Annotated in this window: 11 protein-coding genes and 1 pseudogene; 4 read left to right on the top strand and 8 right to left on the bottom strand. The window is 40.9% G+C overall.

Annotated elements, in window-relative coordinates; all coding sequences use genetic code 11:
- Positions 1–76: 76 nt before the first annotated feature.
- The 8 genes from DXA05_RS08750 to DXA05_RS08720 all read right to left on the bottom strand — a co-directional run bounded on the left by DXA05_RS08750 (position 77) and on the right by DXA05_RS08720 (position 13,442).
- Positions 77–2,527, bottom strand: coding sequence for a glycoside hydrolase family 2 TIM barrel-domain containing protein (locus DXA05_RS08750; RefSeq protein WP_128859060.1), 2,451 nt, complete (start codon positions 2,525–2,527; stop codon positions 77–79).
- Positions 2,528–2,548: 21 nt separating this feature from the next.
- Positions 2,549–4,021, bottom strand: coding sequence for a sulfatase (locus tag DXA05_RS08745; protein ID WP_072066936.1), 1,473 nt, complete (start codon positions 4,019–4,021; stop codon positions 2,549–2,551).
- 6 nt (positions 4,022–4,027) lie between these two features.
- Complete coding sequence (locus tag DXA05_RS28335) at positions 4,028–4,177, bottom strand: hypothetical protein (RefSeq protein WP_165861496.1); 150 nt, start codon at positions 4,175–4,177, stop codon at positions 4,028–4,030.
- 164 nt (positions 4,178–4,341) lie between these two features.
- A complete protein-coding gene (locus DXA05_RS08740; protein ID WP_128859059.1) occupies positions 4,342–5,475 on the bottom strand; it encodes a sulfatase-like hydrolase/transferase in 1,134 nt (377 codons plus the stop codon).
- A 95-nt stretch (positions 5,476–5,570) separates the two neighbouring features.
- Positions 5,571–8,537, bottom strand: coding sequence for a glycoside hydrolase family 2 TIM barrel-domain containing protein (locus tag DXA05_RS08735; RefSeq protein WP_128859058.1), 2,967 nt, complete (start codon positions 8,535–8,537; stop codon positions 5,571–5,573).
- Positions 8,538–8,655: 118 nt separating this feature from the next.
- Positions 8,656–11,052 carry a sulfatase-like hydrolase/transferase gene (locus DXA05_RS27305; protein WP_284515481.1) on the bottom strand — a complete coding sequence of 799 codons (2,397 nt, stop codon included), beginning with the start codon at positions 11,050–11,052 and terminating at the stop codon, positions 8,656–8,658.
- On the bottom strand, positions 10,971–11,813 hold the full coding sequence (locus DXA05_RS27300) for a hypothetical protein (protein WP_284515480.1): 843 nt from the start codon (positions 11,811–11,813) through the stop codon (positions 10,971–10,973). The genes DXA05_RS27305 and DXA05_RS27300 overlap by 82 nt, the downstream gene beginning before the upstream one ends.
- A gap of 132 nt (positions 11,814–11,945) precedes the next feature.
- Positions 11,946–13,442: an arylsulfatase gene (locus tag DXA05_RS08720; RefSeq protein WP_165861495.1), complete on the bottom strand. Its 1,497-nt coding sequence runs from the start codon at positions 13,440–13,442 to the stop codon at positions 11,946–11,948.
- Between the two features lie 236 nt (positions 13,443–13,678).
- Between DXA05_RS08720 and DXA05_RS28330 the strand changes: the two are divergent.
- The 4 genes and pseudogenes from DXA05_RS28330 to DXA05_RS08705 all read left to right on the top strand — a co-directional run.
- Positions 13,679–13,906, top strand: a pseudogene (locus tag DXA05_RS28330) (sulfatase-like hydrolase/transferase); the annotation flags it as partial.
- Positions 13,907–14,004: 98 nt separating this feature from the next.
- The gene (locus tag DXA05_RS08715) at positions 14,005–15,123 is read left to right on the top strand and encodes a sulfatase-like hydrolase/transferase (protein ID WP_347812593.1); all 1,119 of its coding nucleotides are present in this window, start codon (positions 14,005–14,007) and stop codon (positions 15,121–15,123) included.
- Between the two features lie 105 nt (positions 15,124–15,228).
- On the top strand, positions 15,229–16,095 hold the full coding sequence (locus tag DXA05_RS08710; protein WP_128859057.1) for a hypothetical protein: 867 nt from the start codon (positions 15,229–15,231) through the stop codon (positions 16,093–16,095).
- A 15-nt stretch (positions 16,096–16,110) separates the two neighbouring features.
- Positions 16,111–17,055 (top strand): fimbrillin family protein, encoded by a 945-nt coding sequence (locus tag DXA05_RS08705; protein WP_080974085.1) that lies wholly within the window; start codon positions 16,111–16,113, stop codon positions 17,053–17,055.
- The last annotated feature ends 12 nt before the right edge of the window (positions 17,056–17,067 follow it).

The raw sequence follows: 17,067 nt of genomic DNA, 5'->3' as shown, positions 1-17,067 counted from the left end.
CATAATAAGAGTGTCATGATTTAATGATTCATGACACTCTTATTATGGTCAGCTTAGAAACTGATTGTGGTATCTTTTATTCCCTTTGATGATAGATTAATGACGGTTTTTTCGTTTTTGCCGTTTGACTGCACAGTGACAAGCAATGTACGTTTTGTGCCTTTCGACGGTCTGTCTTGAAATTTCCTGTATAATACAAATTAGGCGAGTCTATACCAATAAGTTTTGCTCCACCCGTTACGGAAACGATGATCTCATTTTCAGCCTCTGGGACAGTCCTGCCTTTATCGTCTGTTAGTCTTACCTCTATTATATTAATATCTTTTCCGTCTCTTGACATTTCTTTCCATACCGGATTGGCCTGAATCTTAGAAACAGATCCTGTTGTTTCAAGTTTGCATGTACCGACTTTCTTTCCGTTGCGGTAGCCTATAGCTTCAAGTTTGCCGGGTTTGTATGAGACCTCAAACTCTGCATAATAAGTGTCCTTTCCTGTTTCCTTTCTTCCTAAAGACTTGCCGTTTAGCTTGAGTTCTATTTCATCACAGTTGTTGTATACTGTGGCAAAAGTTTTCTCGCCTTCTCTTTTATTCCAGCTAAACAACCTTTCTTTGCTTAATACGACACGTTCGCCAGCCTGTCCGTATGTAGTGTATTCCATAGGTCCTGATGCTGAGACATCGCAAGAAGTGATGAAAATCCTTGGTTCTTCAGTCCAACAAGCTTCGTACAGAGCTCCTTCGTATTTCTTGTTTAATGTAAGATCCAGTAGTGATGAGTTCCATCCTCTTCTTCCAAGTTCTTTGGTTTCTCCTAGGTAATCTATACCTGTCCAGATGAACCCTCCTATTACGTAGGGGTTGTCCCTCATTGCTATATGGTAACAGAGTTCTTTGTTGACTTCGCTTCCAAAGCACAGTTTCTCTGGGTATTTTTCGTGCATGGGTCTATACATGTCCTTGCTGCCAAAATCGCGTTCTATGTAATTGAATCCCATAATTGGCAATTGTTCTGTTACTCCATTCTTGTCTGTCAGTTTACAATTGTTGTCACCTACACAAGCAGGTCGGGTCGGATCAAGTTCTTTGCATAGTACCAGCATAGGGGCAATAGTCTCGCCTGCATTCTTATAATGTCTATAGTTTGGAATCTCATTTCCTATTCCCCATATTATTACTGATGGGTGATTTCTGTCTCTTTTTATCATATCTGCCAAATCGGTACGCCACCATTCGTTGTAGAGATGGTTGTAGCCGTTCATAGCTTTACCGGTAGGATTTTCTGTCCAGTTTACTTGCCATCCGCTGGTCCATTCGTCGAAGGCTTCGTCCATTACATAAAACCCCATACTGTCGCATACCTCATAGAAGGCCGGTTCGAAAGGGTTATGTGATGTTCTTAAAGCATTGCACCCCATTTCCTTTAATTTACTCAGACGGTATATCCAGACTTTTCTCGGTACTGCGGCACCGAGACTACCGGCTTCATGATGGAGGCAAACGCCTTTCAACTTTGTTTCAACGCCGTTGACAAAGAGTCCTGCTCCAGGTACGAAATCGATTTTCCGGATACCTATTTCTGTAACTGCGTCATCCAGTATTTTGCCATTGTATTCTATTTCACTTTTCAGAGTGTATAGGTATGGTCTCTTATCACTCCACAGAATTGGATTTTTGAAAGAAACTGTTTGGGTTGCTTTATAGTTTACTTCGTAGTTCTCGATGATATGATTTTTTTCTGTTCTTGCTATCTCTCTCCCTTTATGGTCATAAATTATTGTACGTATAATACAATTATGTTTTTGAGGTTTATTTTTCCACTCGTTTTTTTCGCGCAGCCATCTGTTTTTCTTAAAGAGTTTGATTTCGCTATCATCAAAAAAAGTTCCCATTATTTCATAATCGGCTTTTATGGTTGCAGAATGTTTTTCTGCTACAGGTGTGGTGATATGAATACCTCCATTATGGCGGAAATGTACATAGTTTGTTTTTATCAGATGTACATTTCTGTATATACCTGATCCGTGATACCATCTGTCGGCTCCAGGATTACTGTTGTCAACTCTTACTGCTATTACGTTTTCTCCTCCGAACTTGAGTTTATCGGTAAGGTCATATCTGAATGTTGAGTATCCGTATGGTCGTCTTCCAAGGTATCTGCCATTAATCCATACCTCTGAGTTCATGAATACACCATCGAATTGTATTACAAACTGTTTGTTGGCATCTTCTTTTGGAACTGTGAATGTTTTTCTGTACCAGCCTAACCCTTCAGGGAAGAAGCCGTTGTTCTTTCCGGCAGGGAAGTCCGGTGTGTAGTCGCCTTCGATACTCCAATCGTGAGGGAGATTCAGTTTTCTCCACCTGGAATCGTCATATTGGATTTCCCTTCTGTCAGGACTGTCTCCCAGGGAGAATTTCCAATTGGCATTAAAATCTTCTGTAACTCTTACCTGAGTCCCGACTGAGGGCGTTGCATATCCAAGCACACCCATGAACAATAGTATAAATGAGAATAGTTGTTTCATGTAAAAAATAGGTTTGATTATTTATAATTTTTCTCCTGCGCCTTGAAGTGAAGCATCATGGTTCCACATGATGTACCATGGGTCTTTGGTCTTAAGTTGCCATTTCTTGATATAATTCTTCATTTCTTCAAGTATATCTGCATATTCCTTTTTTGTCGCCAGATTGTTTATTTCATCAGGATCTTCTTTCAGATTGTAAAGTTCAAATTCGGGCCTGTGAAGATAAGCCTCGGCGGTACGTTTCCCGAAATATTTTTTATTGTTTCTGAGGACACTCTGCCATGTTGATGAAACCCACAAATCTGATGCGAACGGATATTCTAACTGATAGGCAATGTTCCATATTATTTTGTAGTCTCCTTTTCTCATAGCCCTCATAGGATAATACATAGTTATTTCATGGAATGTATGCGATGCATACATCTTATCCCATCCTTTGGTTATTTCTCCATCAAGTATGGGCAGGAAAGAACGTCCCATAAAATCTTCCTTGCTTATGTCCACTCCGGCCATATCGAGAATAGTAGGGGTCATATCTACCCATGAAATCATGGCATCGTTAGTTGTTCCACGGTGTTTAATGAATGGTGAACTGATTATACATGGTAACTTTAATCCAGGTTCATATACATTTGTTTTTGCTCCGGGAAATGCCATGCCATTGTCAGATATATAGATGATTATGGTATTGTTGGCTTTTCCGGATTCTTTCAGATATGAGAGAAGTTTACCCATTCCCTGGTCAACTCTGGAAACTGATTGATAATATTGTGCAATTTCTTCTCTCGTTTCTTTGTTGTCAGGGAGGAATGAAGGAACAATGACACTGTCCGGCGAATATACTATATTGGAACATCCTTTGTATCCGTCTTTTCTGTTACCGAATGGATTGGGCGAACTCCAGTTGTCGACTTTTTCTGTAAATCCGCTACGATGTGGGTCGTCAGTGCAGAAATAGAGGAAAAATGGTTTTTCAGAATTGAAAATCTCTTTACAGTTTTCTGCCATTTCTACAGTATTTCTAGGATTGGCTTTATATACTTTGTCGAAATGATATACGGATTCAGGGGCTACATGATATTTGCCTATTCTGCCTGTAAAATATCCGTTTTCCGAAAGGATTACGGGAAGGGAACGCACATCCTTAAAAGTACTGAAATGATGGTAATCATGTGTATGGCCATATGCTCCGATGGCATGTCCGTATTTACCTGTTAGCAGGACGGAACGGCTTGCTGCTGAACTTGCACTAGTGCAATATGCCTGAGTGAACCTTACTCCATTAGCGGCAAGCGAGTCCATATTAGGAGTTTTGATAATGTTGTTTCCGTAGCATCCCAATGCATCCATACCATGGTCGTCTGTCACAAACAGTATGATATTAGGGCGTTTTGTAGAGGTGTTTTCTTTAATTTTTCCGGTGCTGTCACTGCATCCGTAAAGTACAGGTACGAATGTCAGTGCATAACCTAAATTTATTATATTATTGTTCATGACATATTATTTTAGTATATATCCTTGTTTTTTGTTAAGTCCCGTGCCTTTAAACTCTTGAAGTTGTTTCATCAGCTCTGTTTGCATCTTTTGTGCTATTGCTTTCTTGTCTGCATCATTATAGCAGTTCTTAAGTTCAAACGGATCTTCTTTCATGTCGATTAGCCATGGCGATTCTTTTTTGTCTATTACCAGTTTGTATCTGCCGTCTGTTGCAGCAGCCCACCAGCCATCGCATTGTGCAAAATGTACTATTCTGTTGCCATTTACAATTTTATCTTTGTTTGTGAAGTCGGCAGAAGTATCCTTACCATGGAATTTTACGTCAGTTTTATACCCATAAGTGAAAGTATGGTAGGAGCAAAGTCTGTATTCACATATGCTTTGTTTATGACTTTTCCCGCCTTGATTTTTCCAGGGTATCTTATTACAAACGGTATGCGAGACGAGGCTTCGTATGGAACTCCTTTGTTCCTTCTTTTATGTTCAAAGAACATATCTCCGTGGTCGGATGTAAATACCACTATTGTATTGTCCAGTAAGCCGTTGTCTTCAAGGAATTTAAGAATCCTGCCTACACTGTCGTCTATGTGTTTTACCATACCAAAATACTGTTTCAGGGCCTTTGTATCGAATGTCTTTGCCTCGTTCTTGTCTTTTTCGCTGCCTTTTCCCCAGCTTGGTCTTTGTGATGCATATTCAGGTTTCATCGTAAACGGCATTTCCGGCTTCAGATTTTTGTACATATCGTGATATGGTGGGCGTGCATAGTCCGGTGTATGCGGATCCGGAATGGACAGCATGAGGCAGAATGGTTTGTTTTTGTCCCTTTCCAGTATATCGAGTGCCTTGTCGGTAAAGAAGTCTGTAAGATGGATTATTTCATTCGCAGGAAGTTTTGCGGCAGCTTTATCCCCGATACCTGCCACTACTTTACCGTTTTTTATATGAAAGTAAGGAGCGTGTCCTCCTGTCATCATGTATGTATTGTCTTGGAATCCTCCATTATATTTTATGCCGAACGTGTATTTATTCTCATCTCCTGCAAGATGCCATTTGCCTACATACGATGTGGCATAGCCGTTTTCGCTTAATATGGATGCAAATGTAGGTATTTTATCACTTAGGAACATTCCGTTCTTGGGTGCTCCTGTGGCTTGGGGGTAGAGGCCTGTAATCATTGAAGCTCTTGAAGGTGTCGATACCGGCGAACTACAGTAGTATTTCATACATATAGCCCCTTCATTAGCTATTCTGTCTATATTGGGGGTTGTTGAATTGCATCCTTTTCCCCAAACAAAGGCTTCTTGTTCAGGCATAAGATTCTGATAGCAGCTTAAGGTTCTGAAACTGTGCTCGTCTGTATGGATTATGACCAGGTTTGGTTTTTCGGCAGCTGATATTCCTGTAATTGGTGCGCAGCCTGTTAACACCATTAATGTAAATTTATTCATCGCTTGTTATTGTAAAATTGTTATTTGATCAATACTTGGTGTAGCATCATTGCTTACACTTTTTAAGGTTATATTGTTTGCTCCGGAATATATGGTTATAGGAACTGACATTTCACGCCAGTGGGACCTACACTTCCTGTATCGGTAAATTTAATTCTTTCCAACAGCTTGTCGTTATTATACAGCTCCATATATGAATATGTGCTGCTACTTTTCTGTGAGTATCTTATAGAAATTTTGGCATTGAATTTTCCACCATCATTTTCCTGATACCATGTGATAGAACCTTTACCTGCTTTCGGTATAACAAATCCGTCGCCGAAATACCCTTCGCCATCTTTTTTAGTTTTGACACAGTTAGTGAGACTGGCTGTTTCAGCCTGTTCTCCATTGAACTCGCATGCCGGTTCTCCTGGCTTTCCCCAATATAAGCCTTCGTTTGGACCAAAACTTTCCTGCATGTAAATTTCATCTTTACCATTTATATATATAACAGCTTTAACTGTAGCCGCCTCTTTTAGCGAAAATGGGGCATTGTATTTTTTACAATTCTTGTCAGGTTTCCTACCATCTGTAGTATAATATATCTCAACATTATCTTGGGGACTCTTTCCTCTTAATGAGATGCTTTCATATAAAATTGAAACTTTGTCTGAAGCCCATAATTTCTTATCGCCTGATATACATCCAAGATATAATGTAACGGGCGAATTTTCATTATAACCTGTAGACTGGATGAAAATCCTGTTAAGTCCAAAGAAACATCTTTTTGATTTTGCAATGAAGTTTGTTTCTGTATCAACAGGGTTACCGCTTTCAAATGATAGGATTCTTGCATCACCTTTTATATTGGCATGTATTCTGTTTTCTCCATACGGGTATAATATTCCGTTGTTGTCTTTTTGACTTATGGATATAATGCTGATATCTTGACAGTCTGCTTTCAGATTCTTGTTTTCGATGTCAATATCAATTTTAGCAGGTGTGCCCGCTGTGGCTTGCGATGTCCTGGCTATTTCTTTTCCCTTTCTGTATGCTATTGCTTCAATCTTTCCTGGTGTCCATGGGACTCTGAATTCACATTGCATTTCATTCCATTTTTTCCCTTTTTTTATTTTCCCAAGAGAATTCCCATTGAGTAAAAGTTCAACTTCATCGCCTGTTGTATACACCCATACAGGTATTTCTGTTCCTTCTTTCATTTTAGGATGTGTCCAATGTGGCAGAATATGAACCATATCCTTTGTTGTCCATTCACTTTGGTAGAGAAAGTACAAGTCTTTTGGAAAACCTGCCAAATCAAGTGCACCAGATTGGAAAGCTCTGAACGGCCATCCTCCATGTACATATCCTGCTTCGCCAAGGTAATCAAAACCAGTCCATCTAAAACTTCCGGAGAACCAGTCTTTGTCTCTTAACGATTCTATGATATGTCTGGCTGTAACTCGCACGGTGGCATTATCATACGAAGAGTTGAATATCTGTTTTGCACTCTTTCTTCTGTCTGGTGATGTCCAGTCATATGAGAAAATCTCTTTATCCGTAAGGTTGGGTATGAACATCGGATCTTGTTTCTTATTGGGGTACTTGTCTCTATACCACGTCTGTGTTCTATAATATCCTCTAACTTGCCATGTATGAGGGTTTTCTGTTCCTATGAATGCTCTATTTCCTGGCTTATATGTTTCAAGAAAAGTTTTCTTTTCGCTCCATCCGTTCACGCCATATACATCCATATCTTCAGAGTTTGAGTCTCCTGAAGTGACTAATCTCGTATGATCTTCCTCATGGCATATTTTTACCATTCTTTTGGCAACGTCGCCTTTAGTTTCATTCCCTATACTATATAGGAACACTGAGGGATGATTCCTGTCCCTTCTGATGAAATCTCTTAAGTCTCTCTCATACCAATTGTCGAAAGCCTGGAATCCATAGTCAAAGTCTGCTTTTTTGTGCCATCCGTCGAATATTTCGTCCATAACGAACATTCCAAGCTCATCGCAAACTTTATAGAAAATAGGCAGATGAGGGTTGTGAGCCGTTCTGATGGCATTACATCCCATATCTTTAAGAAGTTTAACTTTCCATCTGATGAGTTGTTCTGTTGTAATGGCTCCAGTAGGACCTCCTTCCATATGTTCGCATACGCCTCTAAGTTTATACTGTTTTCCGTTCAGTATAAATCCTTTATTTGGACTCCATTCTATATATCTGAATCCGAAATCGATACTTTTCGTTTCGATTATATTGTTATTTCTGTCGGTAAGTGTTATTCTTGATGTATATAGGTTAGGATTTTCAGGAGACCACAACTCGGCCTTTTTGATTTTTAGGTTGAAGTTGATTTCTGCATTGTTGTTGTTAGTGGAAAACTCTAATGTTTCCGATTGTGCTTTGCATTTACCTGCTTTGTCAAAAATTTCCAGTTTGGCTAAATAGTTGGCAGATTTTTCGGCTGAAATAACTTTTGCGTTTACACAGACTTTGTCTTTCGAGGGGGTAGTGATAAAAATTCCATCTTTTTCAAAGAAAGCATTTTTGTGGCTTCTTAATGATACATTTCCATATATTCCGCAGCCATGATACCAGCGGGCGCTGGGTTCCATACTATTGTCTACTCTTACTGAGATGATATTTCTGCCTTTAACAAGGTGTTTTTTTATGTCGAAAGAGAAAGGAATGTAACCATATGGTCTTTCACCGGCAAAATTTCCGTTTATCCATACCTGATTGTTCATGTATGAAGCCTCGAAATCAATGAAAACAAAATCATTGGCCAGTTCTTTTTCAGTGAGAAATATTTCTTTTCTATACCATCCTATTCCTCCACCGAGGTACCCTCCTTTGTCTTTTTGTTGGGCATTTGCTGAATAACCTTTTTCAAAAGCCCAATCGTGAGGTATGTTAATATTTTCCCATTCAGAATCATCATAATCCACGTATTTTGCTTCTGGTATATCTCCCAAAAAGAATTTCCAGTTTTTACTTAGGCAATTCTCTTTTGCTGATATATTAAATATTTCAAACAAGAATAGTATTGTTAATAAGATTGTATTTCTCATGTTGGTTGTAAGATTAAATTGTTTAAATCTGAAACGTTGCTAAAGCGATGTTTCTGCAAAGTCGGATTGCTTTAAAATATTTATCCTGCAAGTTCCGTATGCGGAACTTGCAGTAAAATTATAATAGTTCTTTAGGCGTAGCCTCTTCTATCCACTTATTCAGCCTTTCAAGCATATCTTTCGCCCTTTCCGGATATACGTTGATAAGATTAGTAGTCTCGCTTTCATCATACTCGATGTTATAGAGCTGTACTTTTCCGCTTCTGTATTTAATCAGTTTCCAGTCACCGTTTATTATAGCCGCATTTTGGTCTTCGTAGCTTCGGAACATAAACAGGTCTCTGTCCTTTAGCTTCTTACCGTTTAGAGCAGGAACGAGGCTCTTACCTACCACCTGTTTGTCCTTACATGGTTTGCCTGAGGCCAATTCTACAAGAGTAGGGTATACATCGATTGTTTCTATCGGCTGAGTTATAGTCTTGCCCATCATTTTCTTATGAGTAGGGTCGTATATTATAAAAGGCACGCGCGAGCCGCCTTCGGCCAGTGCATCGCCACCTATCTTGCCACCTCTTAAATGACCGTTCTTGAATGCCCCTCCCTGGTCGGCGGAGAAGATTATAACCGTATTGTCAGCAATTCCTTTTTTCTTGAGCGAACTCCTGATTTCTCCTACAGTTTCGTCAAGCGCCTCTATCATTGCTGCATACTGTGCGTATTTTCCGGTAAGCCCTTTCTTTTCATATTTTGCCACCAAGTCTTTTCTTCCTATCTGCGGGCCATGTACTCCATAATACCACACGTTGAGCAGGAACGGTGTCTTTTTGTCGTATTTATTAATGAAATCTACAGCTCCATCGCCTATGAGGTTTGTCAGGTAAGCATTCTTGTCAGCTTTTGGAAAAGGATTGTTTGTCTTAAAAAAAGGTTGGTAATAGCTGTTAGGATGCCCATGCTCGCATGTGCCATACATGGCATCGAATCCTTGTTTTGTAGGGGAATATGGTTCTGTGCCGAGATGCCATTTGCCGACAAACATATTGTAGTAACCAAATTCTTTAAGACGTTCAGCGTAAGTAATTTCTTCTAATGGAAGATATGCCCTGGATTTCATTTTTCCTGGATCTTTATCGAATGTCTCGAACTCCAGACTTGTATCTTTACCATATATATGTCTTACGAATCCGCATCTTAACGATTCTTTGCCTGTCAGAAGCGATGCTCTGCTCGGGCTTGAAGTAGCACTGGCTACATAGGCTCTTGAAAAATACAGTCCGTCGGACTTTAGTTTGTTGATGTTTGGAGTGTCGAATACAGGGTTGTTATATCCCAAATCAGCCCATCCAAGATCATCTACAAACAGCATTACTATGTTGGGCTGCTCCTGTGCGAATGCCGTTGCCTGGCTTCCTAACAGTAGGGTGGAGACTGTGATTAGATTCTTCATAATTATTCGAATTTTTAGATTTTTGCTTCCTTTAATTTTCAAAGTTTCTCTTGACTTCTTGTCGGCCTCCAGAACTTTAGCCGGTTTCAGTCCTGTGTGTATATTATCTTCGATTGTGACATTTTTGCAATTTTCCAACTGGAATACCGGAGCATCCGGGAAAGGAGCTTTTTCTTCATTGTTGAGATTAATCCTGTTTCCCTTAATGACAAGGTTTTCCGCTCTGTCTGCCCATACCACTCTCGGGTTGAATCCGTCTATCTCATTGTTTATGATTTTGATGTTCTTGTCGTAACATTCGGTCTGGTCGAAATCCTTGCCTAATCGAGGGGTTATATATATTGCTGCATGAGGCTTTCCGCAGTCGGCATAGTTCTTGAACTTGTTGTTCCTGATGGTAACATCATTGACGGCTCCCGATTCGAACCAGAAAAATGTCTCACCTCTGAAAAGAATGGCCGACATCATAGACGAGAGGTTATTGTTTTCTATTACCGTCTTCAGTGGTGTCTTGATTATGAGGTTTCTTGCTCTATGGTTTCTTATGGTACATCCTCTTACAGTAAATGTAGGATTCCATGTCTTGTTTTCTACCACATCTCCTTTTTTCAAATCGGAAGGGATGGCATTTTCGAAAGTGAGATCCATGTATGTCTCGTTTAATACCTTGACATTGGATACTGTATTGGTTTCTGCTCTTGCAGGTGACGGATGTTTGATGAACCACACTTCGTCGCCTGGTGCTGCAAATTTAAAACCTGTCTGTTCGAAGTGTTTTAATGCCACACGTATTGTTTTCGAGTCGATAATCTTGTTTATTTCTACGTATGTACCATGGACGTTGGTTCCGTCATCAAGCATATTCTCGAATGTGCATCCTTCAATCAGAATATCCCCCTTACAGTTGGCAAAGTGTGTGGCGTCTGCAGTAGATGAGATTACTCTGTTTGAATTAGGAGGAAGAACCACTTTACAGTCTGTTATTTTTATATTTTCAGAACGTTCGAAAGATACGCCATTCCGAGGGCATGATGTACCGTTACGTTGTTCAGAGTGATGTTCTGACACTCCTTGAAATCGAATGCAGGAGCATATCTGTCCTTTTCTCTGTCGCCTTTAGAGCTAAGCAGTGAACCGATTGGTGGGTAGTATTTTTGTTTCTCGTATATACGCAGGTTGCCGTTAGGGAGTTCCACCACCTTTGACGGGTCGCTGTGCATATCCTGTGCGCCGGTCACTACTTTCTTCTTGCCCTTGTCGAAAGGCAATGTGCTGCCTAATATCGAATAGTTAAATCCGTCAATGTTCGGGAACTTTATCTTGTTCTTCTCTATTTTCCATGAGAAACCATCCCTGAAAGGTTTAACTTCTCTCCATCCTTCTTTTGGATTGATGTCTATGACTTCAGCCAAAAAAGTAAAAGGTATGTCCCAGTTTATCGTTATGCCTGATATCTTCACTTCGTTACATTCCTCTATCAGGAAAGGGAATAACTGACCGTGGCATAAGATGGTAGCTCCGTTGCCTTCTATTTCCACTTTCTTGAAGCCTTTGATAGGGAATATGATTTTCTTTGAGCCATTGCCGTGATTTGTTATTGCACAGTATTTTTCTGTAGCATAGTCCGGCTTGCAGAAATATGTTCCTTTTTCAAGTATTATTTTTATATCGTCTGTCTTGGCACTTTCTATAGCCTTTCTTATATTCATAGTTACATCGCCATTCTGTAGCGGAATGTTGATGATTTCTTTTGCGGCTGTATATGAATTTGTTATCAGTGTTAATACAGACAGAAATGTAATTCTTTTCCAGATTTTGGGTATAGTCATAAATTATTGAATTAGTTTAAGGATAAATATCCGGACAGTGGAGTGTAAAGATTATCTCCACTATCCGGCAGTAATAGATTTATTTTAGAGTTTCTCCTTTTTTATTCGGATTGTAGTATTTTCCTACAGAATTCAAGAATTCGGCCTCATTTCTTCAAGCATTTTGCCTTCTTTAGCAGCCAAATCTTCATTCTGGGCAAAATCATTTTTCAGGTTATATAAAGCAAAATCTTCGACAGTTCCGAGTTCATTTCCTGTTTTGTTTACCTTTTCACCTTTGTATGGAGGTATAAGTGCATAGTCGCCTTTTCTGTATGCAAGGCGGCCCATTGCTTCAGTTATAAATGATTCTCTACCATCAGTAGATTCTCCCATGAACACCGGTAAGAAGTTCTGGCTGTCAAGTCCTTCAGGAATTTCTTCATCTATCAGCTCGGCAAATGATGCAAGCATATCCATATGCGAAATAAGGGCATCCGATTTGACCGGCTTGATATGCCCCTTCCAGTAGACAAAGAATGGAACCCTTGTTCCTGCTTCGAACAGACTGTATTTACCTCCTCTTAATCCGCCTGCCGGTTTGTGGTCGCCAACAAGTTCCGGCGACTGGTCTTTGTAACCGTCGTTAAGTACCGGACCGTTGTCGCTCGAGAATACTATCAAAGAATTTTCCAACAGACCTTCTTTCTCAAGTTTCTCTATCAGTTGGCCAACACACCAGTCTGCCTCTACAATAGCATCTCCGCGAGGTCCCATTGTAGTTCTACCCACGAATCTCTGGTGCGGAGCGCGTGGCACATGTGGCTGGTGAAGTCCATAATAAAGGAAGAATGGCTTATCTTTGTTTTCGTCAATGAAGTTCATTACTTTACCTACGAAATAATCAGCCATATCTTCATCCACCCATTTGGCTTTCTCTCCACCTTTCATATATCCTATACGTGGAATGCCGTTTACTATTGAGTTGTTATGTCCGTGCGCCCAGTGCATTTTCAGCATTTCCGGATGGTCTATGGCTGTTGGTTCTCCTTCAAAATTTGTTTTATAGCTTACCTGAATAGGGTCTTCAGGGTCAAGTCCGACTACTGTACCATTTTCAACATAGACTGTAGGTACACGGTCGTTTGTCGCTGCTATAAGACATGAATAATCGAAACCTATTTCATTTGCCCCAGGAGTTACTCTCTCGTTCCAGTCCGGATTTCCCGAACCCATTCCAAGATGCCATTTGCCAATTGCCGCTGTAGTATATCCTGCATTTCTGAACATTTTCGGCATTGTAAACTGTGCTGTGTCAATCAGAAGGGGAGCGTCGCCAGGAAGAATCTTGGCATTCTTGTTTTTCCATGGGTATGAACCTGTAAACATCGCATAGCGACTAGGTGTTGATGTAGCAGAAGTGGCATGCCCATCAGTAAAGCAAACACCTCCATTCGCCAGTTTGTCAATATTTGGTGTAGAAATGGTTTTACTTCCATATGCGCTTACGTCACCGTACCCCAAATCGTCCGCAAGGATTACTATTACATTTGGTTTGCTTGTTTTCTCTGTTTTCTCTGTTGAAGAACATGCAGTCGAACTTATGGCTAAAGGAGCCAAAACAGAACTGAATAATAAATAATTTTTCATGATAAAATATTTTAAAGAATTTGTTTCCTTTTTTATATCTGCAAATATAAATTGTAAATCCATACTGTGGGTATCTTGTTGTATAATAGATGTATCTGTAGGTATTATTATGTTTCTCAATTGCTTAAAGATACATTCCTGTACCTGCAGATACGATAAATATACCTATAAATACATATTAACATATTAGTAATTGTATTTTTGTACTCGAAGAAAAATAATAACCTTTAAAAATTATGAAAACAGAAAATCTTACATCATTATTTGTTCTTTGTATGTTGGCATCTTGTTCTGCATCCGAAAAGAACAAATTAGAGAGTCGCCCTAATGTAGTATTTATCCTGGCTGATGATTTGGGATATGGCGATGTGAGTTGTTATGGACAGGAGAGGTTCAATACTCCTAACATAGATGCCCTTGCTTCGCAGGGGATGAAGTTTACCCAATTTTATGCCGGATGTACGGTGTCTGCACCGTCAAGATGTTCTCTGATGACAGGATTTCATACAGGCCATGCTCAAGTTAGAGGTAACAGAGAACTGAAAGGTGAGGCCAGTTGCCGATGGCGGAGGGGACATTTACTATTGCGCGTATGTTTAAGGATAACGGATATGTTACAGGTGCATTTGGTAAATGGGGACTTGGCTTTCCTGGTTCGGAAGGGGACCCGAACAATCAGGGATTTGATGAATTTTTCGGGTATAACTGCCAAAGGCAGGCGCATAGGTATTATCCGTCTCATTTATGGCATAATCAGGAAAAAGTCCTTTTAGAGGGAAATGATACGAAAACCAAGGCTGTTTATGCTCCGGACGTGATACATGAAAAGGCTCTGGATTTTATCAGAGCTAATAAAGATAAGCCGTTTTTTGCTTTTATTCCCGTGATACAGCCTCATGCGGAACTTCTGGCTCCCGAGGATAGTATTATTGGAAAGTATAGAGGAAAGTATCCGGAAACTCCTTTTGTGGCAGAAAAGAAAGGTGCGGAATATGGAGATCCGGCCTTTGATGTGAAAGCTTACTGCTCGCAGCCGGAACCTCATGCCACTTTTGCTGCTATGGTGTCAAGGGTGGACAAGTATGTTGGCGATGTGGTAGTTTTGCTCAAAGAACTCGGAATAGACGATAATACGATAGTGATATTCAGCAGCGACAACGGGCCTCACCTTGAGGGCGGAGCCGATCCGGATTTTTGGAATAGCAATGGTGATTTTAGCGGATATAAAAGAAGTATGACTGATGGGGGTATCAGGATTCCTATGATAATAAAATGGGGAAATAAAATAAAAGCCGGCAGCATTTCAAAACATATAGGTGCATTCTATGATTTCATGCCTACATTTGCGGAGCTGCTTGGAGTGGATGTAGACGAAACGGATGGTATATCTTTCTTGCCTGTTATTACGGGGGATGGAGAGCAGAAAGCTCACGAATTCCTCTACTGGGAGCATCAGGGAAATGTGGCGGTAAGGATGGGCGACTGGAAGGCTATACGTACAGGGCTGCTTAAGGACAAGGATGCACCTCTGAAGCTTTACAATATCAGTAGCGATGTGGCTGAGGTGAATGATGTGGCTGCTCTCAATCCGGAAATTGCAGCCAAGGCGATGGAGATTATGAAAAGGGAACATACTGTGAATCATGATTATCCGCTTTATGCTTCGGAGAGAAAGAAATAATGTTATATTAAGGTTTAGCGGCTTTTAAGGTAAAAAGATTTGGATAACATTACTACTTGCCATATGGCAGGTAGTTTATAACGTTTAATGTAAAATTATTTATATATGAGGAATATTACGAACATATTGTTATTGCTTATGTGTATGGTGGGATTTCTCCCATCGTGTACGGAAGATGATACGGTGAAGGAAAGGACTTATGACCTGAGTTTCGGGTTTGAATCGCTGACGGAGTTGCAACATAGGAAACAGAGTTTTGTGGCCGGCGACAGTGTTTCGCTCCTTGCGTGGAAAAAGAATGCTGAGATTGTGGATTTGTCGGGATTGGTTATCAATAATATCAGGTGGGGATATAATGGCGGCGAATGGCTTCCGGCTGAAGAACTTAATGTGGAGACGGCAGAGGGGGCTGAGAGTATTGTGGCTCTGTATCCTCATCTGAACGGTGATTATGACCTGGAATATCTCAAGTCTGTGCCTCTCAACCGTGAAACTGACTTGCTGTATGCACGGGTTTCAGCCGATAATGGGCTGCCGACCGAAAAAATCAGGCTTAAGAGTGTGTTTGCGGCTTTGGCGGTTTCTTTCGATGGAGATGTTGCTCCTACTGTTGGGTCGTTTACTCTCGAAATGTATGATCAGGCTTTCCTGAATGTTCTGACGGGCGAAGTGAGGACGGAAGATGTGAGGGAGAAGGTGACGCTGGAGAAGAGTACGAAGGTGAAATCGCTGTTTGCTGCACAGATTGTTCCGCAGACTTTGCTCAGCGGTACGACGTTTATGGTGTCGGGCATCAGCTATACCTACGATGGTGAGGATGTGGCTGTAGACTCGGGCGAGGTGTTGCTGCTTAACTTTAAGGTCATTCCGGGTGAAACGGAGGATAAGGGTATAGTGACTGTCCTCGATAAGGAGGATTTCGACATAAAGGATTTTGATGATAACGGAACGGTGGAGGGTGAACTTGACTAAAAACAATGACTGAATATGAAAAAGATTAGCTATATGATATGTGCGGCATTCATGGCGGGGGCTGTGATGGCATGCGGCAATGTGGAAGATGTGGGTACGGACGACAGATGTGTGCGTATAAGTGCGGCTATGGCGGACAGTCGTGCGGCGGCAAAGAATGATTTCGGGCATGAGGATTCGATAAGCTTGTTCTTCTGGGCTTCGGATAATGGCGATGTGATGCCGTCGGTGAAGGAATATATTGCGGAGAATAATCCGGTGTATCTCAATCACGATGTATGGGTGACGGCGAAGAATATGTTCTGGAGCGAAAAGGAGGGTGTTCTGCATCACTTTGTGGGTGTGTTCCCTTATGACAGGTATCTGACTTTCGAGGATTTGCAAGCTCTGCCGGTGGATAATTCCAAGGATTTGCTCCTGGCTGTGAAGAAGGGTGTGAAGAGGACGATGGACCCGGTGAGTCTTTCTTTCGAACATGTGCTTGGCAAGGTGGTATTCAACTTCGAGTTTAAAGGTTTCGATGGTGAGATTCTTGAGATTTCGGCTTTGGAGCTGGAGGGTGTGAAGTCGATGGCTGTGCTTGACTGTTACGGAGCAGAACCGAGACTGGACGTGAAGGAGGATATCGCCACTTTGTCGCTGCTGCCTGAAGAGGGACTGACGGAGAACACTTGCGAAACGGTTCTTATTCCGCAGGAAGATGTGCGCATTAGTCTGACGATGAACGGAAAGAAGTATACTTACAGCGGAGATCGTATAAACGTGGAAGCGGCGAAGGTTACAGAGGTCAATCTGAGAGTGAACAATCTCGGAGAGAAGATTACTCTGACAGGTGATGTGACTATAAAGCCCTGGGAAGAGGATGGCAACTATGACTTCGAGTTTGAAACTGTGGATATCTCTTCCTCTGAATGGACTGTGGAAGAGGCAGGGGATATGGTGATAGACGGCAAGGATTGAAATATTAACTTA

It is taken from the genome of Bacteroides sp. AM54-2NS (assembly GCF_003602935.1).
GTDB classification, from domain to species: domain Bacteria; phylum Bacteroidota; class Bacteroidia; order Bacteroidales; family Bacteroidaceae; genus Bacteroides; species Bacteroides xylanisolvens.
Note: the sequence above shows the minus strand (reverse complement) of the source record. Positions and strands in the feature narration are given on the sequence as shown.

What these genes read in the sequence shown, in the direction of transcription:
- DXA05_RS08710 (WP_128859057.1), top strand. Translation starts at nt 15,229, where the DNA reads ATGAGGAATATTACGAACATATTGTTATTGCTTATGTGTATGGTGGGA.
- DXA05_RS08735 (WP_128859058.1), bottom strand. Translation starts at nt 8,537, where the DNA reads ATGAGAAATACAATCTTATTAACAATACTATTCTTGTTTGAAATATTT.
- DXA05_RS08740 (WP_128859059.1), bottom strand. Translation starts at nt 5,475, where the DNA reads ATGAATAAATTTACATTAATGGTGTTAACAGGCTGCGCACCAATTACA.
- DXA05_RS08750 (WP_128859060.1), bottom strand. Translation starts at nt 2,527, where the DNA reads ATGAAACAACTATTCTCATTTATACTATTGTTCATGGGTGTGCTTGGA.
- DXA05_RS27300 (WP_284515480.1), bottom strand. Translation starts at nt 11,813, where the DNA reads ATGACTATACCCAAAATCTGGAAAAGAATTACATTTCTGTCTGTATTA.
- DXA05_RS08715 (WP_347812593.1), top strand. Translation starts at nt 14,005, where the DNA reads ATGGCGGAGGGGACATTTACTATTGCGCGTATGTTTAAGGATAACGGA.
- DXA05_RS08720 (WP_165861495.1), bottom strand. Translation starts at nt 13,442, where the DNA reads ATGAAAAATTATTTATTATTCAGTTCTGTTTTGGCTCCTTTAGCCATA.
- DXA05_RS08705 (WP_080974085.1), top strand. Translation starts at nt 16,111, where the DNA reads ATGAAAAAGATTAGCTATATGATATGTGCGGCATTCATGGCGGGGGCT.
- DXA05_RS08745 (WP_072066936.1), bottom strand. Translation starts at nt 4,021, where the DNA reads ATGAACAATAATATAATAAATTTAGGTTATGCACTGACATTCGTACCT.
- DXA05_RS28335 (WP_165861496.1), bottom strand. Translation starts at nt 4,177, where the DNA reads ATGAAAGAAGATCCGTTTGAACTTAAGAACTGCTATAATGATGCAGAC.